Raw genomic sequence first — 24,800 nt, 5'->3', positions numbered from 1 at the left:
AGCGCTCCGGTTGGGTCGTCAAAGGGTGTCGGATGTGTCCAGAAGGGCAGGTTCGGCGGCAGTGCCGGGAGGCGTGCCGGCGGGAGGATCGTGCTGCGCCTGAAGGTTGGCGTGCATGCGCTCCAGCAGGGCGTAGACGGTGTCCACCTCCTCGCGGCTCATGCCGGCAAGGGCGGAACGGCGGATCGAGATCGCCTCGGCATGGATGCGGTCGAGCACCGGCTCGGCCTCGGGCGTCAGCGCCACCAGCTTGGCCCGCCGGTCGGACGGGTCGGGGCGGCGCGCAACGAGGCCGGCGGTTTCCAGCCGGTCGAGAAAGCCGCACATGGTCATCGGCTCGACGCCGAAGCGCTCGGCCAGCGCGCCCTGGCGCTGGTCGGGATAGTGCTCGACGAAGGCGAGGGTGCGGGCCTCGCCGGCGGTCAGGCCGGTATCGGCAATGTTGAGGGCCTTCTCGAAGCGACGGCGGAACAGGCGCGCGATATCGCCGACGAGAAAGCCGATCGGCCGGGTCGGAAGATCGGGTTCCATAAGCTTTCCAGATAATATGGTTGCCTTATCAAATGCGCCCGTCCAGCGGATCTGTCAAGGCGGCCCTGCGTAATGCTGCGTTGCAAGAATCGGGGTCTGCGGTTATAGAGGGCGCGAAAATCCGCGGGTCCCGGTGGGCCCGCGTTGTCATTTCCGGAGCAGCCCGAACATGGACTTGCGCAACATCGCCATCATCGCGCACGTCGATCATGGCAAGACCACCCTGATCGACGTGCTGCTGAAGCAGTCGGGCGCCTTCCGCGACAATCAGCGCACGGAAGAGCGGATGATGGATTCCAACGACCTGGAGCGGGAGCGTGGCATCACCATTCTCGCCAAGGTCACGTCGCTGACCCACGGCGACACCCGCATCAACATCGTCGACACGCCGGGCCACGCCGATTTCGGCGGTGAGGTCGAGCGTATCCTGCACATGGTCGACGGCGTGGTTCTGCTGGTCGACGCGGCCGAAGGTCCGATGCCGCAGACCAAGTTCGTGCTCGGCAAGGCCCTGAAGCTCGGCCTTCGCCCGATCGTCGCGATCAACAAGATCGACAAGCCGGACCAGCGCGCCGAAGAGGTTCTGGACGAGGTGTTCGACCTGTTCGCCGCGCTCGATGCCAACGAGGAGCAGCTGGACTTCCCGGTGCTCTACGGTTCGGCCAAGCAGGGCTGGATGGCGACCGAGCCGGAGGGTCCGAAGGACTCCATGGATCCGCTGTTCGACCTGGTGCGCGCCCATATCCAGCCGCCGAAGGCCGAGCCGGGCGCGTTCCGCATGCTGGCGACGACCGTGCAGTCCAACCCGTTCCTCGGCCGCATCCTGACCGGGCGCATCGTCTCGGGCGAGGCGGTGCCGAACATGGCGGTCAAGGCGCTGTCGCGCGACGGCAAGCTGGTCGAGACCGGCCGCATCTCCAAGGTGCTGGCCTTCCGCGGCCTGGAGCGCCAGCCGATCGAGAAGGGCGTCGCCGGCGACATCATCTCCGTCTCGGGCCTGAGCGAGGCGACCGTTTCCGACACGATCTGCGCGCCGGAATACACCGATGCGCTGCCGGCCCAGCCGATCGACCCGCCGACCCTGTCGATGACCTTCCGCGTCAATGACGGCCCGCTGGCCGGCACGGAAGGCGACAAGGTGCAGTCGCGCGTCATCCGCAAGCGGCTGATGGACGAGGCCGAGGGCAACGTCGCGCTGAAGATTGAGGACAGCACCGAGGCCGATGCCTTCATCGTCGCGGGCCGCGGCGAGCTGCAGCTGGCGATCCTGATCGAGAACATGCGCCGCGAGGGCTTCGAGCTGTGCGTCGGCCGTCCGCGCGTGGTGTTCCGCACCGGCGAGAACGGCGAGCGGCTGGAGCCGATCGAGGAAGTCATCATCGACGTCGACGAGGAGCATTCCGGCGTCGTCGTGCAGAAGCTGTCGGAGCGCAAGGCCGACCTGCTGGAAATGCGCCCGTCGGGCGCCGGCCGCACCCGGCTGGTGTTCCACGCCCCGACCCGCGGCCTGATCGGCTACCAGTCGGAGCTTCTGTCGGACACGCGCGGCACGGCGATCTTCAACCGCCTGTTCCACGACTATGCGCCGTACAAGGGCGAGATCGCCGGCCGTCACACCGGCGTGCTGATCTCCAACGGCGACGGCGAGGCGGTGGCCTATGCGCTGTTCAACCTGGAAGATCGCGGCCCGATGCTGATCGATCCGGGCGTCAAGGTCTATCGCGGCATGCTGATCGGCGAGCACACGCGCGGCAACGACCTCGAGGTCAACGTGCTGAAGGGCAAGCAGCTCTCCAACGTGCGCGCGGCCGGCAAGGACGAGGCGGTGCGCCTGACGACGCCGATCCGCCTGTCGCTGGAAGCGGCGCTCTCCTACATCAACGACGACGAGCTGGTCGAGGTGACGCCGAAGACCATCCGCCTGCGCAAGGCGCTGCTCGATCCGCATGACCGCAAGCGCGCGGAGCGTGCGGCGACCAAGCAGAGCGCCTGACGCCTCGAAATGTCGAGTTGATTTTTGAGCGGGCGGGGGAAACCCCGCCCGTTTTCTTTTGGGGGATCAGGCGGGCCGGTCGCCGACCCGCGACAGCAGGGCGAGGCCGGCGGCGAAGAACACCAGGATCACCGCCATGCCGGCCGCCTGGCTGGCGGTGGCGGCGGTGACGAGGCCGACCAGCAGCGGCGCGAGAAAGCTCGTGACCTTGCCCGAAAGCGCGAAGAGGCCGAAATAGCGGGTCATCGCGCCGGGCGGAGAGACATGCACCAGGAGCGTGCGCGAGGCGGCCTGCAGGGGGCCGGCGGCCGCGCCGAGGATGCCGCCGAGCACCAGGAAGACCTGTTCCGGCAGGCTGGCGAAGAGGCCGGCACCCGGCTGGGCCGGGCTCGTGTCAATGATGAAGAACACCGTGTCGCGGTCGACCGAGACAAGGCCGAGGCCGCACAGGATCAGCACGAACAGGGCACCCGATATCACGGGCTTGGGCCCGAGCCGGTCGTCGAGCCGGCCGCCGATCACCGCGCCGATCGTGCCGGTGATGGTCAGCAGGATGCCGAAGGTGCCGATCTCGATGGAGGACCAGCCGAGCACGCCGGCGGCATAGATGCCGCCGAAGGCGAAGAGCGCGACCAGCCCGTCCTTGTAGATCATGTTGGCGGCGAGAAAGAGCAACATCCGGCGGTCGGAGCGTGCCTCGCGCAGGGTGGCGGCAAGATCGGCAAGCCCCTGGCGCACGGCGGTGCCGAGCGCGACGGGTCGGCGCGGCACGTCGGGCACCAGCAGGAACAGCGGCAGCACGAAGACGAGATACCAGATCGCCGAGAACGGGCCGGAGGCGCGGTCGCCGGCATGGGTCGCCGGGTCGAGACCGAAGATCGGCTCGAGCCCCAGCATGGTCAGCCCGGTCTGCGGGTTCGATGCCATCAGGCCGAGGGCGATGACCAGCGAGAGAAGGCCGCCGGCATAGCCGAGCGCCCAGCCGTTGCCCGACAGGCGGCCGAGCTGCGAGCGGGGCACCAGGTCCGGCATCATGGCGTTGGTGAATACGGTGGCGAACTCGGCGCCCAGCGTGGCAACGGCAAAGCCGGCGAGCGCGATGGCGATGGCCCAGGGCTCGCCGGGCGCCGCGAACCACAGGGCGGCAGAGCCGACGAGCAGCGGCAGCGAGAAGGCGGCGATCCACGGCTTGCGGGCGCCGGTGCGGTCGGCAATGGCGCCGAGCACGGGCGCCAGCAGGGCGATGGAAAGCCCGGCGGCGGCGGTGGCATAGCCCCACAGAGCCTGCCCGTCCGCCGGCGTTGCCGCCAGCGTTGAGGCGAAATAGGGGGCGAAGACGAAGGTGGTGACCAGCGTGAAGAAGGGCTGGGCTGCCCAGTCGAAGAACAGCCAGCTCATGACCGCACCGCGGCGCGGCGGCAAAAGGCCCCCTCCGAAAGCGTCCTCGCCCGTCGGGAAAGCGCCCGCAGTTGCGGGCGCTCCCTTGTCGTTTCCGGTCTGTGTCATGTCCCCCGGGGCATGTCCGGCGCCGGGTGTCGTCATCCGGCGAGCTCTGCGAGCAGGCCGGCGGCGACGGAGAACTTCGACACGGAGAGATCGCCCTCGATGATCTCGCCGGCCGCCCGCGCGGTGCGCGCGACGCGCGCCTCGTTGGCGGCAAGCCAGGCATCGAAGCCGCCGGCGGCGAGAGCCTCGCCGGTGACGTCGCGATGGGCGCCGGCCAGCGTTGCCCGTGCCCGGTCGAGCGCCAGACCGTCATAGTAGTCGGAGATCTTCAGGCCGCGCGCCTTGGCTTCCATGGCGCCGAGGCGGAAGTGGCCGGCGACGCGGAAGAACACCTCGGCGACATCGGAGAGATCGCGGCCGGTCTGCTCGGCGATCAGCACGATGTCCGGCAGCTCGGCCTCGACCGGCAGGCGGGCGATGCGGGCGGCCAGCGGATCGGGAACCCCGGCATTGCACAGGCGCTGCGTCTCCGCCTCGATCTCGGCCTTGAGCGCCGGCTGCACCACGCTGGCCAGCACCGGCGCCAGCGTATCGATGCCGGTGCCGAAGCGGGTGACGATGGACTGCAGCCCGCCCTCGAAGGAGACGTTGCGCAGGAACCAGACGGTCTGTTCGAGCACCAGGTCCTGCACGGCGCGGTAGAGGCCGAGCTGGATCTGGCCGTCGATCGCGGTGTCGAGCGCGTCGATCTCGCCGTTGAGGGCGGTGAGGCCGTAGGCGTCGCGCACCGCGGCGAAGGCCTGGGCGATCTGCGCCGGATCGGCGCCGGTCTGGTCGGCGATGCGGGTGAGGAAGGTCGGCCCGCCGCGGTTGATCATCGAGTTGGCGAGCATCGTCGAGATGATCTCGCGCCGCAGCCGGTGGCCCTCGATCTCCGCCGCATAGGCGTCCTGCATTTCCGGCGGGAAGTAGCGGAAGAGCTCGCGGGCGAGATAGCTGTCGTCCGGCACCGAGCTGTCGAGCAGCCGGTCGAACAGGGTGATCTTGGCATAGGCGAGCAGCACGCCGATCTCGGCGCGGGTGAGCCCGGCCTCGCTGGCCGCGAGTTCGTCGAGGGCGGCCTCGTCGGGCAGCTGCTCGACGGTGCGGTCGAGCAGGCCGGCCTGCTCCAGCTGGCGCATCATCCGCCGCTGATAGCCGAAGTCCTCCATGCCGCGCGCTTCCGTCAGGCTGATCGCCAGCGTCTGCAGGTAGTTGTTGCGCAGCACCAGGTCCGCGACCTCGTCGGTCATCGCCGCCAGCAGCACGTTGCGGTCGGCGACCGACAGGCGGTTGGCCCGCACGGCCGCGCCGAGCGCGATCTTGATGTTCACCTCCATGTCGGAGGAGTTGACGCCGGCGGAGTTGTCGATGGCGTCGGAGTTGCTGCGGCCGCCGCGCCGGTTGAAGGCGATGCGGGCGCGCTGGGTCATGCCGAGATTGGCGCCCTCGCCGATGACCTTGGCACCCACCTCGCCGGCGGTGACGCGGATCGCGTCGTTGGCACGGTCGCCGACATCCGCGTCGCTTTCCTCGGCGGAGCGGATATAGGTGCCGATGCCGCCGAACCACAGCAGGTCGACCTTCATCTTCAGGATGGCGTTCATCACCTCCTGGGGTGTCGCCTTGGCCTTGGCGAGGCCGAGCATGTCCTGCACCTGCGGCGACAGCGGGATCGACTTGGCCTGACGCGAGAAGACGCCGCCGCCTTCCGAGATCAGTGCGGCGTTGTAGTCGTTCCACGAGGAGCGGCCGAGATCGAAGACGCGCTTGCGCTCCTCCCAGCTCGCGGCCGCATCCGGGTCGGGATCGAGGAAGATGTCGCGGTGGTCGAAGGCGGCGACCAGGCGGATCTCCTTCGACAGCAGCATGCCGTTGCCGAAGACGTCGCCCGACATGTCGCCGACGCCGGCCACGGTGAAGGGCTCGTTCTGGATGTCGCGGTTCATCTCGCGGAAGTGCCGCTTGACCGCCTCCCAGGCGCCGCGCGCGGTGATCGCCATCTTCTTGTGGTCGTAGCCGGCCGAACCGCCGGAGGCGAAGGCATCGCCGAGCCAGAAGTTGCGGCTCTCGGAGATGCCGTTGGCGGTGTCGGAGAAGGTCGCGGTGCCCTTGTCGGCGGCGACGACCAGATAGGGGTCGTCCTCGTCGTGGCGCACGACGCGCTCGGGCGCCCAGACCTTGTCGCCGGACAGGTTGTCGGTGACGTCGAGCAGCGAGGAGATGAAGATCTTGTAGGCCTTGGTGCCCTCGGCGAAGACCTCGTCGCGGCTGCCGCCCTCGGGGAGAAGCTTGGGCACGAAGCCGCCCTTGGCGCCGACGGGCACGATCACCGCGTTCTTCACCTGCTGCGCCTTGACGAGGCCCAGCACCTCGGTGCGGAAGTCCTGCGCCCGGTCGGACCAGCGCAGGCCGCCGCGCGCCACCTTGCCGAAGCGCAGGTGCACGCCCTCGACCCGCGGGCTGTAGACGAAGATCTCGCGGAACGGCCGCGGCAGCGGCAGCTCCTCGATGCGCTGCGGATCCAGCTTGAAGGCGAAGGTCGGCTTCGGCTGGCCATGGGCGTCGAGCTGGAAGAAGTTGGTGCGCAGCATCGCGGCGATGACATTGCCGAAGCGGCGCAGGATGCGGTCGTCGTCGAGGCTGTCGACCTTGTCGAGCGCGTCGGTGATCTCCTGCTCGACACGGGCCGCGCCCAGCGAACGGTCGGCGCCGTCGAGATCGGGATCGAAGCGCAGGTGGAACAGCTCCACCAGCCGGGCGGCCACATCGCTGTAGCGGTTCAGCGTCCGCCACATGTAGTCCTCGGAATAGCGGATGCCGGCCTGGCGCAGGTAGCGCGACAGGGCGCGCAGCATAGCGATGTCGCGCCAGGCGAGGCCGGCGGTGAGCACCAATGCGTTGTAGCCGTCGGATTCCGCCTGGCCGCGCCAGATCGCCAGGAAGATCGCCTCCAGCCGGCTGCGCAGGTCGTCGGTGAGGTCGATGTCGCCGCCGCCCGCCGGCTCCAGCGACAGCTCGTGCAGATAGGCGAGCGGCCGGTCGGCCGGGGTGATGCGGTAGGTGCGCTCGTTGATCACCTTGAAGCCGATATTCTCCAGGATCGGCACGCGGGCCGACAGCGGGATCGGCACCAGATGGTGATAGACCTTGAGGACGACGCGGTTGGGCGCGTCCTGCGGCCGGCGCGAGAAGGCGAGGGCGGTGTCGGACGCCTCGCTCAGCTTCTCGACGATGCGGATGTCCTCCAGCGCCGTCTCGCCGCCATAGACCTCGCGGTAGCCGGCCTGGAAGGCGTCGGCATAGCGGGTCGCCTGTTCCAGCGCCTTGTTGCCGCCATAGGCGGCGCGCAGCGCTTCGCGGAAGCCGTCGGCCCAGGTGCGGACGATGCCGGCGACCGCCTGCTCCAGATCCTCCTGGGAGGGATCGGGCGTCTCGCCGCTGTCGCGGCCGACGATGAAGTGGACGCGGGCGAGCGGACCTTCGGGATAGGTGACGTACCAGGCCGACAGGCGGCCGTCATAGACCTTGGCCAGATAGGCGCCGATCTTCAGGCGCACCTCGGTCGTGTAGCGGTCGCGCGGCACGTAGCACAGGATCGACACGAACCGGTCGAAGCGGTCGCGGCGGGCGAGCACGCGGATGCGCGGGCGCTCGTCGAGCTGCAGGATGGCGAGGGCGAAATGGTAGAGCAGGTCCGGGTCGATCTGGAACAGCTCGTCGCGCGGATAGCTCTCCAGCACGTTGGTGAGCGCGCGGCCCGAATGGCTCTCCGGATCGTAGCCGGCGCGCGCCAGCACGCTGTCGACCTTGCGGCGCAGGAACGGGATGCTGCCGGTGGACAGCGTATAGGCGGTGGCGGTGAGCAGGCCGACGATGCGCAATTCGCCGGCGAGTTCGCCTGTGTCGTCGAACAGCTTGACGCCGACATAGTCCATGTGGACGCGGCGATGGACCCGGCTCCTGACATTGGCCTTGGAGACGATCAGCGGCTCCGGCTTCATCAGGAATTCGCGGATCTCCGGCGTGATGACGACGAATTCCGAACCGCGGCGCAGGACCCGCACGTCCGGATCGGCGAGCAGGCCGAGGCCCGAGCCGCGGCGATGCGACAGCTCGCCTTCCGCGACGCCGCCCTCGAAATAGTATTCGCGCATGCCGAGCAGGGTGAAGTTGTCGGCGGCGAGCCATTCCAGGAACTGGATCGCTTCGGCCAGCTCGTCGACCGGCACCGGCGGCGGGGTGTTCTTGTAGGTTGCGATGGCGTCGGCGAGGCGGTCGCGCATCGGCTTCCAGTCGGTGACGGCGGCGCGCACGTCCTTCATCACGGCGTCGAGCCGCTCGGCGAGCTGCTCGCGCTCGATGCTGGCATCGATCCGCCCGACATGGATGTGGATGACGCTTTCGCGGCGGGCGCCTTCGGTCTTGGCCTTGGCCGTGCCGTGGCAGGCGACGAGGCGGCCGTCGGCGTCGCGCTCGACCGCGAGGATCGGGTGCAGCACCAGGCGCGCCTCCAGGCCGTTCGCCTGCAGCTCGCCCATCACCGAATCGACCAGGAACGGCATGTTGTCGTTGAAGATCTCGACGACGGTGATCTCGTCGGCGCGGCTGCCCTCGCCGGTGGCGGCGGGGTTGTAGATGTGGATGCGGTGGGTGCCGAGCGGATGGCTCGCCATCTCGGCCCAGGCGGTACGGGCAATGGCGACGAGATCCGCCGCCGGATAGCTGATGACGTCCTCGGCCGCGCCGCGGGCGAACAGGTCGCGGGCAAAGGCCCCGATGTCGGGCTCGAGCGCTGCCACCACCGTTTCGATCAGTCGGGCTTTTGCTTGCTCACGTGCTTCGGGCATTGGTCCCCCACCATCCGGGTCATGTTGATCGGTTCTCGTTCGATCGCGCCCGGTTCTCGTGTTTGCACCGGGCATGGCTGGCGCGGGGTGCATCCCGCGGTCGCCGCCGGTTGCACGGCATGCTAGAGCGAGTAGGGGCGCGAGGGAATCCTTTCCCGAACCGGATTCACCGCTATCGGTCAAAGGTGTCCGAATTCGGAAGGGCTTACCGGTAGCGACGCAAGATCTAAGGGAGGAGCATGACATGAACGCAACGGAGCGGCCGATCGCGCTGGCGATCGAGGACGAGGGCGAGCTCAGCGCGGCGACGCGCGCCTATTTCGACAAGTGCCGCGAGAAGCTGGGCATGGTGCCGAACGTGCTCTCCGCCTATGCGTTCAGCGAGGCGAAGCTCTCCGCCTTCACCCAGATGTACAACGACCTGATGCTGGCCGACAGCGGCCTCAGCAAGCTGGAGCGCGAGATGATCGCCGTGGCGGTGTCGGCGGTGAACCGCTGCTTCTACTGCCTGACGGCGCATGGCGCGGCGGTGCGGCAGCTGTCCGGCGATCCCGAACTGGGCGAGCTGATGGTGATGAACTACCGCGTCGCCGATCTGTCGCCGCGCCACCGGGCGATGCTCGATTTCTCGGTGAAGCTGACCGAGCGGCCGGCCGAGATCCTGGAGGCCGACCGTCAGTCCTTGCGCGATGCCGGCTTTTCCGAGCGGGACATCTGGGACATTGCGGCGGTCGCTTCCTTCTTCAACATGTCGAACCGGATGGCGGCGGCGACCGACATGCGTCCCAATCCGGAATATCACGCGATGGCGCGCCAGCCCGCCAAGGCCTGAGGCAAGCGGCGCGCGCGAATGCGCGGAGATGCGCCCTGCCACATGACAAGGGGCACCGCCCTGGTGTAGAACGCAAGCCCGTGCCGGCCGGCGGAGCCGTTTTCGCCCGCCGGCAGGGTCTTTCTTTTGACGGAGACAAGCCATGGTCGCGAAAGTGTTCATCGACGGCGAAGCCGGCACCACGGGTCTGCAGATCCGCGAGCGCCTTGCCCGTCGCCGCGACCTGGAACTCCTGTCCATCGCGCCGGAGCGGCGCAAGGACCTTGGCGCGCGCGCCGAGCTGCTGAACGCCTGCGACGTGACGATCCTGTGCCTGCCGGACGATGCGGCGCGCGAGAGCGTGGCGCTGATCGAGAACGACACCACGCGGGTGATCGACGCCTCGACGGCGCACCGGGTGGCCGAGGGCTGGGACTACGGCTTTGCCGAGATGACGGCCGGGCAGGGCGCGGCGATCGCCGCCTCCAAGCGCGTCGCCAATCCGGGCTGCTATCCGCAGGGCGTGATCGCCTGCCTGCGGCCGCTGATCGATGCCGGACTGCTGCCGGCCGACTATCCGGTGACGGTCAACGCCATCTCCGGCTATTCCGGCGGCGGACGCCAGATGATCGAGGCCTACGAGGCTGAAGGAGCCGCCAAGCCGGCCTTCCTGCCGTATGCGCTCAGCCTCAACCACAAGCACCTGCCGGAGATGACGCGCTTTGCCGGGCTTGCCGGAACGCCGATCTTCGTGCCGGCGGTCGGCAATTTCGCGCAAGGCATGGTGACGGCGGTGCCGCTGCGCCTCGACCTGCTCGCCAAGGCGCCGAGCGCGGCCGAGATTCACGGCGCGCTGGAGGCCCATTACGGCGCGCTGCAGGGTTCCTTCGTCGATGTCGCGCCGCTCAGCGGCTCCGACAAGGCGCCGGACCTCGATCCGGAGACCTTCAACGGCACCAACCGCATGCGCCTGCATGTCTTCGCCAACGACGCGCGGGCCCAGGTGGTGCTGATGGCCGTCTACGACAATCTCGGCAAGGGCGCCTCGGGCGCCGCCGTGCAGAATCTCAACCTGATGCTCGGTGTCGACGCCGCCACGAGCCTCGCCGCCTGATCGCGTCCGTTTTCGCAGGAGAAACGCCCATGGAAAAATTCACCACGCTGACCGGGGTCGCCGCACCGCTGCCGATCATCAACATCGACACGGACATGATCATCCCGAAGCAGTTCCTCAAGACGATCAAGCGCACCGGCCTCGGCACCGCGCTGTTCCACGAGATGCGGACGCTGGACGACGGCGCCGAGAACCCGGATTTCGTGCTGAACCAGCCGGCCTATCGCAAGGCGCAGATCCTGGTCGCCGGTGACAATTTCGGCTGCGGCTCGAGCCGCGAGCACGCGCCGTGGGCGCTGCTCGACTTCGGCATCCGCTGCGTGATCTCCACCAGCTTCGCCGACATTTTCTACAATAACTGCTTCAAGAACGGCATCCTGCCGATCGTGGTGAGCCAGGAAGACCTCGACAAGCTGATGGACGACGCCAAGCGCGGCGCCAATGCGACGCTGACGGTCGACCTGGAAGCCCAGGAAATCCGCGGCCCGGACGGCGGTTCCGTCAGCTTCGACATCGACCCGTTCCGCAAGCACTGCCTGCTCAACGGCCTCGACGACATCGGCCTGACCATGGAAAAGGCCCCGTCGATCGGTGCCTTCGAGACCAAGGTCGACGGCGAGCGCCCCTGGATCTGAGGCGGATCGTTTTTCACGAGACAAGGGCCGGCGAATGCGCCGGCCCTTTTGTTTTTGGGGTGGTGTTCTGGAGCGCTGCCGAGAGGCCCCCGGCTCTCCGGTCCCGGGTCGCGCTTCGCTTGCCTGGGATGGCGAGGGGAGAGGGCGGAGTGCCGGAAAACGCGGGGAGGGTGGTGTGTCCTTACCTCCGCTCTGGGAGCGAATGGGCCCCGGCGCGCGGCTTCGCCTTGGCCGGGGTGACGACAGAGGGGATGCGGGGTCGTTGCTCCCGCCGCTGTCACGCCTGCGCAGGCAGGCGTCCAGTATCCACCGGGGGCGGATGGTGACGCGAAGGTAGCCGCCACTGGCATTCCGCCGGCAGCGCCAGAGCGTCACTCGAACCGTTCGGGGTTACTGGTTCCCGGTCTTCGGCTTTGCCGAAACCGGGATGACATCCTGCGGATGGGAGTCCCGTCGGAGGACCGTTTCCGCCGTTCCTGCGCTCCCCCTCGCAGATCTTCTCGACCGGCGCAAACGGGGCTTTTCCTCACGGCGGTGCACGGCGGCTTCACCAAGGCTTGAACAGGCGTGCCGCGACCTGCACCTTGCGAAGGACTATGTGTCCGGTAACGGCGGCGCTGAAGGGGCAGACCGAGTGAGTGGACAGATGCAGGCATCCGGAACCAGGACCCCGGCCTATCGGGCCTATATCCCGTGGCGCGAGCGCAATGGGCGGTTCTCGCCGCTGGGGCTTGCGGTGTTCCTGGCGATCCTCGCGCCCGGCGCGCATCTCGCCTACGGGCTGCTTGCCGGCACGCTGGGCGCCAAGCCGGTGACGGAAGTGCTGCACGGGACCGGCGACTGGGCAATCCGCTTCCTGCTGCTGTCGCTGCTGGTGAGCCCGCTGCGGCGGGTGTCCGGCTGGGGCAAGCTGATCGGCATCCGTCGCATGCTCGGCCTTGCGGCGGCGGGATACGCGCTGGCGCATCTCACCCTTTATGTCGTCGACCAGTCCTTCGACCTTGCCAAGGTGGCGAGCGAGATCGTGCTGCGCGTCTATCTCACCATCGGTTTCGTCGCGCTGGTCGGCCTGCTGGCGCTTGCCGCGACCTCGACGGACGGGGCGATCCGGCGGATGGGACCGAACTGGCACCGGCTGCACCGGCTGACCTATCCGATCGCCGTGCTGGCGGCGGTCCATTTCTTCCTGCAGTCGAAGGCGGACGTCACCGAGGCCGTGCTGATGGCGGGCTTCCTGGTGGCGCTTTTCGCCTGCCGCATCGTCCAGAAGATCGGCCTGAGGCTCACCTCGCCGCTGGTGCTGGCGGGGATCGCGGTCTTAGCCGGCCTTGCCACTGCCTGCATCGAATATCTCTGGTACGCGCTGGCGACCGGCGTGCCGGCGGAGCGGGTGCTCGCCGCCAATCTCGACTTCCGCTACTCGATCCGCCCGGCCTGGTGGGTCTTCGGCACAATGCTCGCTATTGCCGCCCTGCCGCTGGTCCTGAGGCTCGGCTCCCGCGCGCGGGAGGCCGTGGCGCAGGGCGCCGCAGGGCGCGGCTGATCCTCTCGAGCGGCAGATTTCCGCCATTTTCACCGACGAGGCTGTGCGGACCATAGGCGGATGAAAATAAATCGCACACAATTATATTGTGCACGATCTAATTTGCGCCTATATAGGGGTCGGCACCGAGCCACAGGCGCTCGACGCGACACTGCACATGCAAAGGAGATCGACATGGCCATTCTCTACACCGCTCACGCCTCCGCGACCGGCGGGCGCACCGGCAACGCCAAGTCAGACGACGGTCGCCTGGAAGTGACCCTGTCGACGCCGAAGGAACTCGGCGGCGATGGCGGCGCCGGCACCAATCCGGAGCAGATGTTTGCGGCCGGCTATTCGGCCTGCTTCCTCGGCGCGATGAAGTTCGTCGCCGGCCAGCAGAAGCTGAAGCTGTCGGAAGAGACGCAGGTCGCCGCGGATGTGGGCATCGGCCCGCGCGACGACGGAACCGGCTTCGGCATTGCCGTGACGCTGAACATCACCATTCCGGGCCTCGACAAGGCGGACGCGCAGGCGCTGGTGGAAAAGGCGCATGTGGTATGCCCCTATTCCCACGCAACGCGCGGCAACATCCCGGTCACCCTGAACGTGAAGTAAGGCCGGGCGCCCTCAGCTCTCGCCGCTGTCGCCGTCCTGCGGGTCGGCGCGGCGGCGGGACTGGCGAAACTCCGTGTGCTCGCGTTCCAGCTGCTCCAGCACGGTGCCGACACGGGCAAGCGCCCCGGCGGTCGCGCGGAAGCGATTGGCGCGCGATTCGAACAGACGGCTGGCGATATCGGGGAATTCCTGCAGCATGCGCTTGAACAGCGCGCGGCGGATGCGGATCACCTCGGTCGGACCGACGGCGACGGCCCGGGCCGGGCGGCGCGTCTCGACCAGCAGCGCGGTTTCGCCGATCAGGCTGCCGGGACCGAAAGTGCCGAGCTCCTTGCGCTCCTCGTCGCCGCCTTCCAGCAGCACCTCGCCGCTGGCGACCACCAGGCCGGCATCGGCGCGCTCGCCGGCGATGAACAGCACCTCGCCATCGCGATAGGTGACATTCTCGGCCGAGAAGGCGAGCAGGCGCATCTGCTCCTCCGGGAACTCGGCGAGCAAGGGCACCTGGCGCAACAATTCCATATCCCGGACGAGACTCATGCCTTGAGCATTACGCCGAAGCCGGCGATTTGCACAAGCCCGGAAACCGTTTGCGAGGGCCTGCGGGCGGACTGCCGGTGGACAGCGCGCCCGGCCGGGCAGGGGCTGCCGGAGCGGCAAGCCCCCGCGCGGATCAGGGAACCAGCTTGTAGCCGCCGGCCTCGGTCACCAGCAGCTCGGCATTGGACGGGTCGCGCTCGACCTTTTGCCGCAGGCGGTAGATGTGGGTCTCGAGCGTGTGGGTGGTGACGCCCGAATTGTAGCCCCAGACCTTGGTCAGCAGCACATCGCGGGTCACCGGCTTCTCGCCTGCCCGGTAGAGGAACTTCAGGATCGAGGTTTCCTTCTCCGTCAGGCGGATCTTGGCGCCGGTCTCGTCGGTCATCAGCTTCTGCGCCGGGCGGAAGGAGTAGCGGCCGATGGTGAAGACCGCGTCCTCGCTCTGCTCGTGGCTGCGCAGATGCGCCCGCAGACGGGCGAGCAGCACGGCGAACTTGAACGGCTTGGCGACATAGTCGTTGGCGCCGGCCTCGAGCCCGAGGATCGTGTCGCTGTCGGTGTCGTGGCCGGTCAGCATGATGATCGGTGCCTTGAAGCCCTTCTTGCGCAGCAGCTTCACCGCCTCGCGGCCGTCGATGTCCGGCAGGCCGACATCCATCAGGAGAAGGTCGGTGTGGCCTTCCTCGGCGAGCTTGATGCCGGTGGCGGCGTTGGGCGCCTCCTGGGTCTCGAACTCGTCGTAGAGCGACAGCTGCTCGACCAGCGCCTCGCGAAGATCGTCGTCGTCGTCGACGATGAGGATTTTGCGTGCTGGCATGGTCGTGTCCTTTCCTTACCGAAGGGCATGCTGTGGAATCTGCACCGGTTTTCCTGACATAAGCAAGCGGACACGATTGCGCGAGGGCGCATTGACGCAAAGCCCGCCTTGCGCCAACAAATCTTGCTCACGCAACCTTGAGCCCCGGGTGAGGAGGCTGCCGCCATGACGCTGGATCTTGTCGCACCGCGCCGCCGGCCTCCGCTGCCGCTCTGCGAGGAACGGGGCGAAACCCTGACGGTTCGCACGCTTTCGCCCCGGGCGACGCGCGGCGTGCTGCAGCTCGGCTCCTTCACGGCGGCGTGTGCGGTCGGGCGGGGCGGGATTTCCCGCTTCAAGCGCGAGGGCGACGGGGCAACGCCGGCCGGACGCTTCGAGCTGCTGCAGGTCTATTACCGTCCCGACCGGGGCGTGCGGCCGCGCTCGGCCCTGCCGGTGGCGCCGCTGCCGCGCGCCGGCTGGTGCGATGCGCCCGGCCATCCGCGCTACAACACGCTGGTGCCGCTGCCCTTTGCCGCCTCGCACGAGGTGCTGTGGCGGGACGATCCGCTCTACGACATCGTCGTCGTGCTCGACTGCAACCTCAATCCTGCGGTGCCGGGGCTCGGCAGCGCCATCTTCTTCCATCTGGCCCGGCCCGGCTACACGCCGACCGAAGGCTGCGTGGCGGTGGCGCGGGCGGACATGGAGCTGCTGCTCGCGGCCTGCGGGCCGGGCGCCGCCATCGAGGTCGGCTGAACGTCGGGGCGCGATTGTTCGGCCTCCGTTGAACACTGCGTCCAGCCGGCGCGCCTTGGTGCGGCGGGGCGGGCCGCTTATCTTTTGCGGAACGGCGCGCAAGACAGCGCGCGACAGCCCGCCCCGTTGGCGGCGGGAGAAAGGCAAGATCCCATGTCCGTCAGACCCGTGACCCATCTGGAAACGGCGAAGCCGACGCTGGAAGGTGCCGGCGTCAAGCTGCACCGCGCCTTCGGCTTCGGCGATCCGACCGCGCTGGATCCGTTCCTGCTGTTCGACGATTTCCGCAACGAGCGGCCGCAGGACTACAAGGCCGGCTTTCCCTGGCACCCGCATCGCGGCATCGAGACCATCACCTATGTGCTGGCCGGCACCGTCGACCACGGCGACAGCCTCGGCAACCAGGGCACGCTGGGGGCGGGCGACATCCAGTGGATGACCGCCGGCAGCGGCATCATGCACCAGGAGATGCCGAAGGGCGACGCCAAGGGGCGGATGCACGGCTTTCAACTGTGGGCCAACCTGCCGTCCTCGCTGAAGATGACGAGCCCGCGCTACCAGGACGTGCCCTCGACCGAGATTCCGGAAATCACCGACGACGACGGCACCCATGTGCGCGTCATCTGCGGCGAGTTCTGGGGCAAGCGCGGGCCGGTCGACGGCATCGCCGCAGATCCCAGCTATGCCGACATCTTCGTGCCGGCCGGGCGCACCAAGCGCTTCAAGGTCGATACCTACCGCAAGGCCTTCGCCTATATCTTCGAGGGTTCGGGCACGTTCCGCGACGCCTCGCAGCCCTTCGGCGTGCTGCTGGAGAAGGAGGTCGACGGCGAGGAGGTGCATGTGCGCGACGAAAGCGGCGACCGCACGCTGGTGCGCTTCGGCACCGGCGACGAGGTGACCGTGACCGCCGGGCCGAACGGCATCCGCTTCCTGCTGGTCTCCGGCGCGCCGATCCGCGAGCCGGTCGCCTGGCACGGGCCCATCGTCATGAACACCCGCCAGGAGCTGATCCAGGCGGTGACCGAGCTGCAGAAGGGCACCTTCATCCGCGAAGGCGCCAGGCGCTGAACGAAGCGCGTCCGGGCGGCAGGTCCGCCCGGACGCGCCGCCGTCCCGTCCCGGCATTCTGCGGCCCGTCGGCGCTGTAAAACACGCGAACACTGGAACCGGACGCCCTTTTCCGCCATATAGTCGGGAAACGGCCGGTCGCGCCTTCCTCGATATCGAGGCGCGCGCCGCAGACAGCCAGACCCGCGCGACAGGCGGCGGGCGGCGAGATGGACGATTTTCGCGATGAGCGAGCGCAGGATTCCCTTTCTGAAGATGAACGGGCTGGGCAACGATTTCGTTGTCTGGGATGCCCGTGAGGCCCCCGTGCGCCTCGCCCCTGACGCGATCCGCCAGATCGGCGCGCGGGACGGCGGCATCGGCTTCGACCAGATGATCACGGTGGAACGCAGCCCCGGCGGGGCGGATGCCTTCATGCGCATCCACAACCGCGACGGCAGCGAGGTGGATGCCTGCGGCAACGCCACGCGCTGCATCGGCCGGCTCCTGATGGAGGAAAACGGCAGCGCGGCGGCGACCATCGAGACCAATGCCGGGCTGCTGAAGGCCTCGGCGACGGACAGTCCGCGCCGCGTGACGGTGGACATGGGCCGCCCGCGCTTTGCCTGGAACGAGATCCCGCTGGCCGAGGAATTCCACGACACGCGGGCGATCGAGCTGCAGATCGGGCCGATCGACGCGCCGATCCTGCACACGCCCTCGGTGGTCAATGTCGGCAATCCGCACGCGATCTTCTGGGTGCGCGACCTGGACGCCTACGACCTTTCGCGCATCGGGCCGATGCTGGAAAACCATCCGATGTTCCCGGAGCGGGCGAACATCTCGCTCGCCCATGTCCTGTCGGACGAGGAGGTCGAGGTGCGGGTGTGGGAGCGCGGCGTCGGGCTGACCGAAGCTTGCGGCACGGCGGCCTGCGCCGTGGGCGTTGCCGCCGCGCGCGACCGGCGCACGGGGCGCAAGGTGCGGGTGCACCTGCCGGGCGGGCCGCTCGACATCGAGTGGCGCGAGAGCGACGACCACATCCTGATGACCGGCGACACCGAGGTGGAGTTCGAGGGCCTGCTGGACCCGGAGACGCTGACCTTCGAGAAGACCGCCCCCGGCGACCGGCCGATCCTCGAGGTGGTCCGGTGAGCATCGACGTCGTCACATTCGGCTGCCGCCTCAATGCCTACGAATCCGAGGTGATGAAGCGCGAGGCGGAGGCTGCCGGCCTCAAGGACGCGATCCTGATCAACACCTGCGCGGTGACGGCGGAGGCGGTGCGCCAGGCGCGCCAGTCGATCCGCAAGGCGCGGCGCGACAATCCGGGCGCGCGCATCATCGTCACCGGCTGCGCCGCGCAGACCGAGGCGGAGACCTTCGCCGGCATGGAGGAGGTGGACCTCGTCCTCGGCAATTCGGAGAAGCTGGAGCGCGCCTCCTACGGACGTGTCGCGCAGTTCGGCCTCGACGACAGCGAGAAGATCCGCGTCAACGACATCATGAGCGTGCGCGAGACGGCCGAGCACCTGATCGACGGGCTGGAGGGCCGCGCCCGCGCCTTCGTCCAGGTGCAGAACGGCTGCGACCATCGCTGCACCTTCTGCATCATCCCGTTCGGGCGCGGCAATTCGCGCTCGGTGCCGATGGGCGTCGTGGTCGACCAGATCGCACGGCTGGCGGAGAACGGCTACCGCGAAGTGGTGCTGACCGGCGTCGACATCACCAGCTACGGCTCGGACCTGCCGGGGACGCCGAAGCTCGGCGATCTCGTCGCCAAGATCCTCAAGCTGGTGCCGGGGCTCGACCGGCTGCGGCTGTCCTCCATCGATTCCATCGAGGCGGACCCGGCCCTGATGCGGGCCATCGCCGAGGAAGAGCGCTTGATGCCGCATCTGCACCTGTCGTTGCAGGCCGGCGACGACATGATCCTCAAGCGGATGAAGCGACGTCACCTGCGCGCCGACACGATCGGCTTTTGCGAGGAGGTGCGCCGGCTGCGCCCGGACGTGGTGTTCGGCGCCGACATCATCGCCGGCTTCCCGACCGAGACCGAGGCGATGTTCGCCAATTCGCTCGCCATCGTCGACGATTGCGGGCTGACGCATCTGCATGTCTTCCCCTTCTCGCCGCGCAAGGGCACGCCGGCGGCACGCATGCCGCAGCTGCCGCGCCAGGTGGTGAAGGAGCGCGCCGCGCGGCTGCGCGAAAAGGGCGAGGCGGCGCTGCTGGCGCATCTGGAAGCCGAGCAGGGCCGCGAGCGCCAGGTGCTGATCGAGCGCGAGGGTCTCGGCCGCAGCGAACAGTTCACCCAGGTGGAATTCTCGCCCGAGGCCGCGGCCGGCAAGGAGGCCGGCGACCTTGTCACGCTGCGCATTGCCGGGCATACCGGGCGGCATCTTCTGGGCGTAACCACCGGTCGACAGGCGGCATGACGGCATGAGCGAGCAAAAACGCGGTTTCCTCGGACGCCTGTTCGGGGGCCGGCAGGCCCCGGCGCGTCCCGAGACGCCGGAAACGCCGGAAACGCCTGAAAAGTCTGAAACGCCAGACCCATCTGAAGCAGCCGAGACGACGCCAGAGACCCGCGCGCCGGACACGGACGCCCGGGATACGGATGCTGCGGACAGCGGCGCGCCGCAGGGCGAGCCGGCAGGGCACGCGCCTGCCGAGACGGAGCCGTCCGACGAGACGGCCGAGACCTCGGTGCCGGAAAAGGTCCCGAGCCTGTCCGTGGAGCCGACGGCGCCCGAGACATTGGAAGCAAAGCCGGCCGAGACCCCTGTTGCCGAGCCCGATCCGGTGCCGGCACAGGAGGTTTTGGCAGAGGCACCTATCGATGCGCCCGCCGACGTACTGGCCGAGCAGCCTTTCGAAGAGCCTTCCCGAGAACCCGTCGAAGAGTTGGCCGCGGAGCCCGCCGGCGAGCCGGCGTCCGAGGACGCGCCGCGCCGCTCCTGGCTATCGCGGCTGACGGCGGGCCTGTCGCGCTCTTCCGCCTCGCTGACGGGCGGCATTTCCTCGCTCTTCACCAAGCGCAAGCTCGATGCGGCGACGCTGGAAGAGCTGGAGGATCTCCTGATCCAGGCCGATCTCGGCGTCGAGACCGCGATGGCGATCACCGAGCGCATCGCCGAAGGGCGCTTCAACAAGCAGATCTCGCCGGACGAGGTGCGCCGGATCCTCGCCGAGGAAGTGACCAAGGTGCTGGCGCCGGTGGCGCAGCCGCTGGTGCTCGATACGGGGCACAAGCCACATGTGGTGCTGGTGGTCGGCGTCAACGGCACCGGCAAGACCACGACCATCGGCAAGCTGGCGGCGAAACTTTCGGCCGAGGGGCGCAAGGTGATGCTGGCGGCCGGCGACACGTTCCGCGCCGCGGCGGTGGAGCAGCTGAAGATCTGGGGTGCGCGGACCGGCGCGCCGGTCGTTGCCCGCGACACCGGCGCGGATGCGGCCGGCCTCGTGTTCGACGCCATGCAGGCGGCGCGCGATGCCGGCAGCGACGTGCTGCTGATCGACACGGCCGGACGGCTGCAGAACCGGGCCGAGCTGATGGCGGAGCTGGAGAAGGTGGTGCGGGTCATCCGCAAGCACGACCCCTCCGCGCCGCACAGCGTGCTGCTGACGCTGGATGCGACCACCGGCCAGAATGCCATGAACCAGGTCGAGATCTTCGGCCGCACGGCCGGGGTCACCGGCCTCGTGATGACCAAGCTCGACGGGACTGCCCGCGGCGGCATCCTCGTCGCCATCGCCGCGAAACATGCGCTGCCGGTGCATTTCATCGGCGTCGGCGAGGGCATCGACGACCTCGAGCCGTTCACCGCGGAGGATTTCGCCTCCGCCATTGCCGGAAAGCATACGGAGCACTGATGGAATTCGAGCAGGGACCCAACGCGCCGGACCGCAAGGAGCTGTCGCCGCTCCTCAAGCTGGTGCTCGAACTGGGTCCGCTGGGCCTGTTCTTCCTCGCCAACGCGCGCGGCGAAGTGCTCTACGACCACTTTCCGGGCCTGGCGGAGCTGGGCGATCCGATCTTTCTCGCCACCGCCGTGTTCATGGTGGCGATCACCGCGTCGCTGGCCGTGTCCTATGCGCTGACGCGGCGCCTGCCGGTGATGCCGGTCGTTTCCGGCGTCGTGGTGCTGGTGTTCGGCGCGCTGACCCTGTGGCTGCACGACGAGCTGTTCATCAAGCTCAAGCCGACCATCGTCAACGTGCTGTTCGGCTCGGTGCTGCTCGGCGGCCTGCTGTTCGGCAAGTCGCTGCTCGGCTACGTGTTCGACAGCGTGTTCCGCCTCGACGACGAGGGCTGGCGCAAGCTGACCTTCCGCTGGGGCGTGTTCTTCTTCTTCCTGGCCATCGTCAACGAGGTGGTCTGGCGGTTCTTCTCCACCGACTTCTGGGTGTCGTTCAAGGTGTTCGGCGTCATGCCGATCACCATCGCCTTCACCCTGTCCCAGCTGCCGCTGATCCAGCGTCACACGCTGGAGGACGAGCAGGACCGCGCCGGCTGAAAACGGCGACGGCCGCCGGGGCCTGCAACAGGACCGGCGGCGCGCCTTTTTTCGCCTCTGCCTGCCGTCAGTGCAGGCTGTCGAACCAGATCTTCCATTCCGGCACGGCGCTGGCGAAGGTGCCGCGATGCGAGGTGGGGCCGGTGGTGACCGCCTCCACCTTGGCATTTCCGGCGCCCATGGCCTGCTGATAGGTCATCGCCAGCCGGCCGAGACCGGTCGCGATGGCTTCGTCCGCCTCGCCGTAATAGGTGCGTACCGGCGTCTGGTAGAGCCAGCGATAGACCTGCGTTTCGGCGACCAGCCGGCCATAGGCCGAGGCGGTGAAGAAGCGCGCGTCGAAATACTCCGCGTTCAGCAGTTCGTGCAGGTCGGTCGGGATCTTCGTCGGATCGACGGGCTCGCGGGCGTAGGCCTTGCGCGCCATCTCGTAGTGCTCGTCCCTGATCAGCGAACGGGCAAGGCCCGGCACGCCGTAATAGTTCTCGAACGAGAAGGCGGAGAGGATGAACAGGCTGTTGACCCAGTCGGCGTCGTTCGCGCGCGGATAGCTGAGGAAGCCGTTGAGCGCGGCGAACACGTCGATCGGCGCGCTGGCGGTGGCGGTCGCCTTCACCGGGGTGCCGGACTTCTCCAGCCGCTCCAGCATGGCGAGGGTGACGAAGCCGCCCTGCGACCAGCCGCCGAGATAGAGCCCGTCGTCGGCAAGGCCGAGATGGGCGATCACCGTGCGGCCGGCGGCCAGCATGTCCTGCGTCGCCTGCTGGTGGCTGGCCTTGACCATGTAGCCTTCCGGCTCGGCCGAGGTGCCGAGACCGAAGTAGTCCGCACCGATCAGCAGATAGCCCTGGCCGGCGAACTGGGCGATCATCAGCTGCGTCTCGGGCGACTGGTCGGCGAAGGAGGGCACCTGCTCCTTTCCGTAGACCGTGCCGTGCTGATAGGAGACCAGCGGCAGGCGGGTCGCCTCCACCTCCGGCACCGCCAGCAGGCCGCTGGCGCGAGTCGGCCGGTTGCCCTGTTCGGGCACGACCGAGGCGTAGGTGACGCGGTAGAGGCGCACGGCGTTGGTCGCCGGCGTGTAGGCGACTTCGGTGCCGAAGAATTTCGGCGTGTCGACTTTGAGGATGGTGTTGAGCGCGTCGACGTCGAGGCGGCCGACCAGCTGGTAGCTGACGGTGGAGCTGATCTCGACGGGAGGCGCGAGCGGCGCGGCCGCGGATTGCTGGGCACCGGCTCCGGGTGCGGCAAGGGCGCCGGCGAGCACGAGCGCCAGGACGGCGAGCGCGCGGCAGGGCAACAGGCGGGCAAGCTTCATGATTTCCGGTCCCCGATGAGGCCTCTTTTGGGCGCCTCATCGGTACACGGAATGTGCGAAAATAGTCTTGAAGGCGAGCGGGGCTCAGTAGTCGCCGAGCTTCATGTCCGGCTGGTAGTCGACGCCCTCGACCTCCTTGGCCACGGCCTGGCCGCAGATCGTCACGCCGCGCACGGCGTCGAAGGACAGCTGCGGCGAGCCCTGGAGCTGCCAGCCCTTGTTGAGGGCGGCGGTGACCCGGTGGCAGAAGGCGCTGTCGTCGGGTCCGGTGATGAAGCGATAGAGTTTCATGGATCTCGTCCGTTTCAGGGGGATGTTCACGCGTTGCGCGAGGCGATGGCGTCGGCAATGGCGACGAGGCGGGCGCCCATTTCGGCGTGGAGCCGCTCGACCATCCGGCCCTCGACCTGGATTGCACCCTTCGATGCGTTTTCCGGCTTTTCGAACTCGGCGATGATGCGGCGCGCCCAGGCGATGTCGGCCTCCGCCGGAGTGAAGGCGGCGTTGCAGCGAGCGATCTGCTTCGGGTGGATCAGCGTCTTGCCGTCCATGCCCATTTCCGCGCCCTCGCGGCATTCGGCGACAAACCCGTCCTCGTCGTCGAGCGTGTTGTAGACGCCGTCGACGATGTCGATGCCGTAGGCCCTGGCGGCGGCAACGCAGGTCATCAGCCAGGGACGCATCGGCGCGCGGCCCGGCACCAGGGCGGCCCGGGTTTCCTTGGCGAGATCGTTGGTGCCCATGACGAAGCAGGAAAGGCGCGTCTCGGGATTTGCGGCGGCGGCGGCGATGGCGGCGGCGTTCAGCATGGCGAGCGGCGTTTCCATCATCGCCCAGAGGCGGACGCTGCCGGGAACGCGTGCCGCATTGAGCTTGTGCGCGACGCGTTCCAGATCGGCCGGGGAGGACACCTTGGGCAGCAGGATCGCATCCGGCCGAGCAGCGATCGCCATGTCGAGATCGGCCGCGCCCCAGGGCGTCGAAAGCCCGTTGATGCGGATCACCACCTCGCGGTGGCCGTAGCCGCCCTGCGCCAGCGCCTCGCGGATCTGCTCGCGTCCGGTCTCCTTGGCGTCGGGCGCGACCGCGTCTTCCAGGTCCAGGATCAGCGCGTCGACATCGAGGCTGCGGGCCTTGTCCAGCGCGCGGGCGTTGGAGCCGGGCATGTAGAGGACGCTGCGGCGGGGGCGGATTGTGGCAGGTGCGGTCATCGGGGCCTCGTCTGCTGTAGGTGTCCGGGGCGAGCCTTTCCTCTAGGCGCTCGGCTCTGTCTTCGCCAGCCGTCTTTTCGTCGGAGTGCGGAAGATCATGTCCTTTGCCGCGACCACCGCGCCGAGGGTGACGAGGCCGCAGGCGAGCGCCACCACCATGGTGAAGGCGCCGAAGCCGAAGGCGATCAGCAGCAGCGTGGAGAGAACCGGCGCGGCATAGGCGCCGGCGCCCAGCACCTGGATATCGCCATGCTTGACGCCGATGTCCCAGACGAAGAAGGCAAGGCCGACCGGAAAGGCGGCGAGCGCCAGCACCGCGCCCCATTCGCTGGGGCTTGCCGGCCAGACGGTGGTCTCGAAGGCGAGATGGGCGGCGAGCGACAGGACCGAGGTGCCGAGGCAGAAGCCGGCGACCGCTTCCGTCGGCACCTTGCCGAGGCGGCGGGACAGCACCGAATAGCTGGACCAGAACAGGGCCGAGGCGCAGGCGGCGAGATAGCCGGGCGCATGGGCGGGGTCGAGCGTCAGCCCCTTGCCGCCTGTCACTAGCAGCGCGGCGCCCGCCAGGCCCAGCAGCGTGCCGAGGACGTGATGGGCCTTCAGCCTTTCGCCCGGCAGCAGCGCCGAGAAGACGACGATCAGCAGCGGCCAGGTGTAGTTGATCAGGTTGGCATCGACCGGCGGGGCGTTGCGGATGGCGGTGAAGTAGAAGAAGTGGAAGCCGAAGAGGCCGAGCGTGCCGAAGGCGAGGACCCCGACAGGCTGGCGCATCCGCGCAAGGCGGCCGGTCAGGCCGAGCCAGAGCGTCGCGACAATGCCGGACAGGCCGAAGCACAGGGCGTTGAGCAGGAAGGGCGGCACTTTGCCCGAGGCGGCGCCGAACAGGCCGAGGGTCGACCACATCAGGACGGCGGTGAGGCCGACAAGGGTGGCACGCAGGCGGACGGTGGCTGCGGGGCTGATCTCGGACATCGGGTCGGTTCCGGATGGAATACGGGAGGTCGTTGACTATTCGCAGCCGGTTGCGACCGCGTCAATCGTGCG

21 protein-coding genes are annotated in these 24,800 nt (G+C 68.4%); 12 read left to right on the top strand and 9 right to left on the bottom strand.

Translation table 11 applies throughout. The features are described from left to right. Positions 1-18: 18 nt before the first annotated feature. Positions 19-531, bottom strand: a complete 513-nt coding sequence (locus BBX35_RS21125) for a MarR family winged helix-turn-helix transcriptional regulator (protein ID WP_067224357.1) — start codon at positions 529-531, stop codon at positions 19-21. Positions 532-700: 169 nt separating this feature from the next. Between BBX35_RS21125 and typA the strand changes: the two genes are divergently transcribed. Then, positions 701-2,524 carry a translational GTPase TypA gene (gene typA / locus BBX35_RS21120; protein WP_067224355.1) on the top strand — a complete coding sequence of 608 codons (1,824 nt, stop codon included), beginning with the start codon at positions 701-703 and terminating at the stop codon, positions 2,522-2,524. Between the two features lie 66 nt (positions 2,525-2,590). On the opposite strand, the gene BBX35_RS21115 is transcribed toward typA, so the two are convergent. Beyond that, positions 2,591-3,922 carry an MFS transporter gene (locus BBX35_RS21115; RefSeq protein ID WP_244271688.1) on the bottom strand — a complete coding sequence of 444 codons (1,332 nt, stop codon included), beginning with the start codon at positions 3,920-3,922 and terminating at the stop codon, positions 2,591-2,593. Positions 3,923-4,062: 140 nt separating this feature from the next. After that, positions 4,063-8,859: an NAD-glutamate dehydrogenase gene (locus BBX35_RS21110; RefSeq protein ID WP_067224351.1), complete on the bottom strand. Its 4,797-nt coding sequence runs from the start codon at positions 8,857-8,859 to the stop codon at positions 4,063-4,065. 244 nt (positions 8,860-9,103) lie between these two features. Between BBX35_RS21110 and BBX35_RS21105 the strand changes: the two genes are divergently transcribed. From BBX35_RS21105 to BBX35_RS21085, 5 genes are all read left to right on the top strand, one after another. Then, on the top strand, positions 9,104-9,691 hold the full coding sequence (locus BBX35_RS21105) for a peroxidase-related enzyme (protein ID WP_067224349.1): 588 nt from the start codon (positions 9,104-9,106) through the stop codon (positions 9,689-9,691). Between the two features lie 142 nt (positions 9,692-9,833). Further along, positions 9,834-10,784, top strand: coding sequence for an N-acetyl-gamma-glutamyl-phosphate reductase (gene argC, locus BBX35_RS21100; protein ID WP_067224348.1), 951 nt, complete (start codon positions 9,834-9,836; stop codon positions 10,782-10,784). Between the two features lie 29 nt (positions 10,785-10,813). After that, entirely contained in the window at positions 10,814-11,419 is a 606-nt protein-coding gene (gene leuD / locus BBX35_RS21095; RefSeq protein WP_067224346.1) for a 3-isopropylmalate dehydratase small subunit, read from the top strand. 646 nt (positions 11,420-12,065) lie between these two features. Then, entirely contained in the window at positions 12,066-12,962 is an 897-nt protein-coding gene (locus BBX35_RS21090; protein ID WP_067224345.1) for a protein-methionine-sulfoxide reductase heme-binding subunit MsrQ, read from the top strand. A gap of 174 nt (positions 12,963-13,136) precedes the next feature. Then, positions 13,137-13,559 (top strand): organic hydroperoxide resistance protein, encoded by a 423-nt coding sequence (locus BBX35_RS21085; RefSeq protein ID WP_067224343.1) that lies wholly within the window; start codon positions 13,137-13,139, stop codon positions 13,557-13,559. A 12-nt stretch (positions 13,560-13,571) separates the two neighbouring features. Here the strand turns inward: BBX35_RS21085 and BBX35_RS21080 are convergent, their stop codons facing one another. Both BBX35_RS21080 and BBX35_RS21075 read right to left on the bottom strand, forming a co-directional pair. Then, positions 13,572-14,081 (bottom strand): cyclic nucleotide-binding domain-containing protein, encoded by a 510-nt coding sequence (locus BBX35_RS21080; protein WP_208986693.1) that lies wholly within the window; start codon positions 14,079-14,081, stop codon positions 13,572-13,574. Positions 14,082-14,232: 151 nt separating this feature from the next. Then, entirely contained in the window at positions 14,233-14,916 is a 684-nt protein-coding gene (locus BBX35_RS21075; RefSeq protein WP_067224339.1) for a response regulator transcription factor, read from the bottom strand. 165 nt (positions 14,917-15,081) lie between these two features. Between BBX35_RS21075 and BBX35_RS21070 the strand changes: the two genes are divergently transcribed. The 6 genes from BBX35_RS21070 to BBX35_RS21045 all read left to right on the top strand — a co-directional run bounded on the left by BBX35_RS21070 (position 15,082) and on the right by BBX35_RS21045 (position 21,227). Beyond that, entirely contained in the window at positions 15,082-15,654 is a 573-nt protein-coding gene (locus tag BBX35_RS21070) for a L,D-transpeptidase family protein (protein ID WP_083206504.1), read from the top strand. Between the two features lie 153 nt (positions 15,655-15,807). Continuing rightward, complete coding sequence (locus BBX35_RS21065) at positions 15,808-16,725, top strand: pirin family protein (RefSeq protein ID WP_067224338.1); 918 nt, start codon at positions 15,808-15,810, stop codon at positions 16,723-16,725. Positions 16,726-16,950: 225 nt separating this feature from the next. Further along, positions 16,951-17,859 (top strand): diaminopimelate epimerase, encoded by a 909-nt coding sequence (dapF, locus tag BBX35_RS21060; RefSeq protein ID WP_067224336.1) that lies wholly within the window; start codon positions 16,951-16,953, stop codon positions 17,857-17,859. Next, entirely contained in the window at positions 17,856-19,142 is a 1,287-nt protein-coding gene (mtaB, locus tag BBX35_RS21055) for a tRNA (N(6)-L-threonylcarbamoyladenosine(37)-C(2))-methylthiotransferase MtaB (RefSeq protein WP_067224334.1), read from the top strand. Before dapF ends, mtaB begins: the two co-directional genes overlap by 4 nt. Positions 19,143-19,146: 4 nt before the next feature. Beyond that, the gene (ftsY, locus tag BBX35_RS21050) at positions 19,147-20,583 is read left to right on the top strand and encodes a signal recognition particle-docking protein FtsY (RefSeq protein ID WP_067224333.1); all 1,437 of its coding nucleotides are present in this window, start codon (positions 19,147-19,149) and stop codon (positions 20,581-20,583) included. Further along, on the top strand, positions 20,583-21,227 hold the full coding sequence (locus BBX35_RS21045) for a septation protein A (RefSeq protein WP_067224332.1): 645 nt from the start codon (positions 20,583-20,585) through the stop codon (positions 21,225-21,227). The genes ftsY and BBX35_RS21045 overlap by 1 nt, the downstream gene beginning before the upstream one ends. Positions 21,228-21,294: 67 nt before the next feature. Here the strand turns inward: BBX35_RS21045 and BBX35_RS21040 are convergent, their stop codons facing one another. The 4 genes from BBX35_RS21040 to yddG form a co-directional block, all read right to left on the bottom strand. Then, the gene (locus tag BBX35_RS21040) at positions 21,295-22,545 is read right to left on the bottom strand and encodes an alpha/beta hydrolase family protein (RefSeq protein WP_067224331.1); all 1,251 of its coding nucleotides are present in this window, start codon (positions 22,543-22,545) and stop codon (positions 21,295-21,297) included. Positions 22,546-22,629: 84 nt separating this feature from the next. Beyond that, positions 22,630-22,836 carry a DUF1737 domain-containing protein gene (locus BBX35_RS21035; RefSeq protein WP_067224329.1) on the bottom strand — a complete coding sequence of 69 codons (207 nt, stop codon included), beginning with the start codon at positions 22,834-22,836 and terminating at the stop codon, positions 22,630-22,632. Between the two features lie 26 nt (positions 22,837-22,862). Continuing rightward, positions 22,863-23,756 (bottom strand): HpcH/HpaI aldolase/citrate lyase family protein, encoded by an 894-nt coding sequence (locus tag BBX35_RS21030; protein ID WP_067224328.1) that lies wholly within the window; start codon positions 23,754-23,756, stop codon positions 22,863-22,865. Between the two features lie 42 nt (positions 23,757-23,798). Then, positions 23,799-24,728: an aromatic amino acid exporter YddG gene (gene yddG / locus BBX35_RS21025; RefSeq protein WP_067224326.1), complete on the bottom strand. Its 930-nt coding sequence runs from the start codon at positions 24,726-24,728 to the stop codon at positions 23,799-23,801. Positions 24,729-24,800: the final 72 nt, after the last annotated feature.

Source organism: Stappia indica (genome assembly GCF_001696535.1).
Classification (GTDB): domain Bacteria; phylum Pseudomonadota; class Alphaproteobacteria; order Rhizobiales; family Stappiaceae; genus Stappia; species Stappia indica.
Note: the sequence above shows the minus strand (reverse complement) of the source record. Positions and strands in the feature narration are given on the sequence as shown.

What these genes read in the sequence shown, in the direction of transcription:
- BBX35_RS21125 (WP_067224357.1), bottom strand. Translation starts at nt 531, where the DNA reads ATGGAACCCGATCTTCCGACCCGGCCGATCGGCTTTCTCGTCGGCGAT.
- typA (WP_067224355.1), top strand. Translation starts at nt 701, where the DNA reads ATGGACTTGCGCAACATCGCCATCATCGCGCACGTCGATCATGGCAAG.
- BBX35_RS21115 (WP_244271688.1), bottom strand. Translation starts at nt 3,922, where the DNA reads ATGAGCTGGCTGTTCTTCGACTGGGCAGCCCAGCCCTTCTTCACGCTG.
- BBX35_RS21110 (WP_067224351.1), bottom strand. Translation starts at nt 8,859, where the DNA reads ATGCCCGAAGCACGTGAGCAAGCAAAAGCCCGACTGATCGAAACGGTG.
- BBX35_RS21105 (WP_067224349.1), top strand. Translation starts at nt 9,104, where the DNA reads ATGAACGCAACGGAGCGGCCGATCGCGCTGGCGATCGAGGACGAGGGC.
- argC (WP_067224348.1), top strand. Translation starts at nt 9,834, where the DNA reads ATGGTCGCGAAAGTGTTCATCGACGGCGAAGCCGGCACCACGGGTCTG.
- leuD (WP_067224346.1), top strand. Translation starts at nt 10,814, where the DNA reads ATGGAAAAATTCACCACGCTGACCGGGGTCGCCGCACCGCTGCCGATC.
- BBX35_RS21090 (WP_067224345.1), top strand. Translation starts at nt 12,066, where the DNA reads ATGCAGGCATCCGGAACCAGGACCCCGGCCTATCGGGCCTATATCCCG.
- BBX35_RS21085 (WP_067224343.1), top strand. Translation starts at nt 13,137, where the DNA reads ATGGCCATTCTCTACACCGCTCACGCCTCCGCGACCGGCGGGCGCACC.
- BBX35_RS21080 (WP_208986693.1), bottom strand. Translation starts at nt 14,081, where the DNA reads ATGGAATTGTTGCGCCAGGTGCCCTTGCTCGCCGAGTTCCCGGAGGAG.
- BBX35_RS21075 (WP_067224339.1), bottom strand. Translation starts at nt 14,916, where the DNA reads ATGCCAGCACGCAAAATCCTCATCGTCGACGACGACGACGATCTTCGC.
- BBX35_RS21070 (WP_083206504.1), top strand. Translation starts at nt 15,082, where the DNA reads ATGACGCTGGATCTTGTCGCACCGCGCCGCCGGCCTCCGCTGCCGCTC.
- BBX35_RS21065 (WP_067224338.1), top strand. Translation starts at nt 15,808, where the DNA reads ATGTCCGTCAGACCCGTGACCCATCTGGAAACGGCGAAGCCGACGCTG.
- dapF (WP_067224336.1), top strand. Translation starts at nt 16,951, where the DNA reads ATGAGCGAGCGCAGGATTCCCTTTCTGAAGATGAACGGGCTGGGCAAC.
- ftsY (WP_067224333.1), top strand. Translation starts at nt 19,147, where the DNA reads ATGAGCGAGCAAAAACGCGGTTTCCTCGGACGCCTGTTCGGGGGCCGG.
- BBX35_RS21045 (WP_067224332.1), top strand. Translation starts at nt 20,583, where the DNA reads ATGGAATTCGAGCAGGGACCCAACGCGCCGGACCGCAAGGAGCTGTCG.
- BBX35_RS21040 (WP_067224331.1), bottom strand. Translation starts at nt 22,545, where the DNA reads ATGAAGCTTGCCCGCCTGTTGCCCTGCCGCGCGCTCGCCGTCCTGGCG.
- BBX35_RS21035 (WP_067224329.1), bottom strand. Translation starts at nt 22,836, where the DNA reads ATGAAACTCTATCGCTTCATCACCGGACCCGACGACAGCGCCTTCTGC.
- BBX35_RS21030 (WP_067224328.1), bottom strand. Translation starts at nt 23,756, where the DNA reads ATGACCGCACCTGCCACAATCCGCCCCCGCCGCAGCGTCCTCTACATG.
- yddG (WP_067224326.1), bottom strand. Translation starts at nt 24,728, where the DNA reads ATGTCCGAGATCAGCCCCGCAGCCACCGTCCGCCTGCGTGCCACCCTT.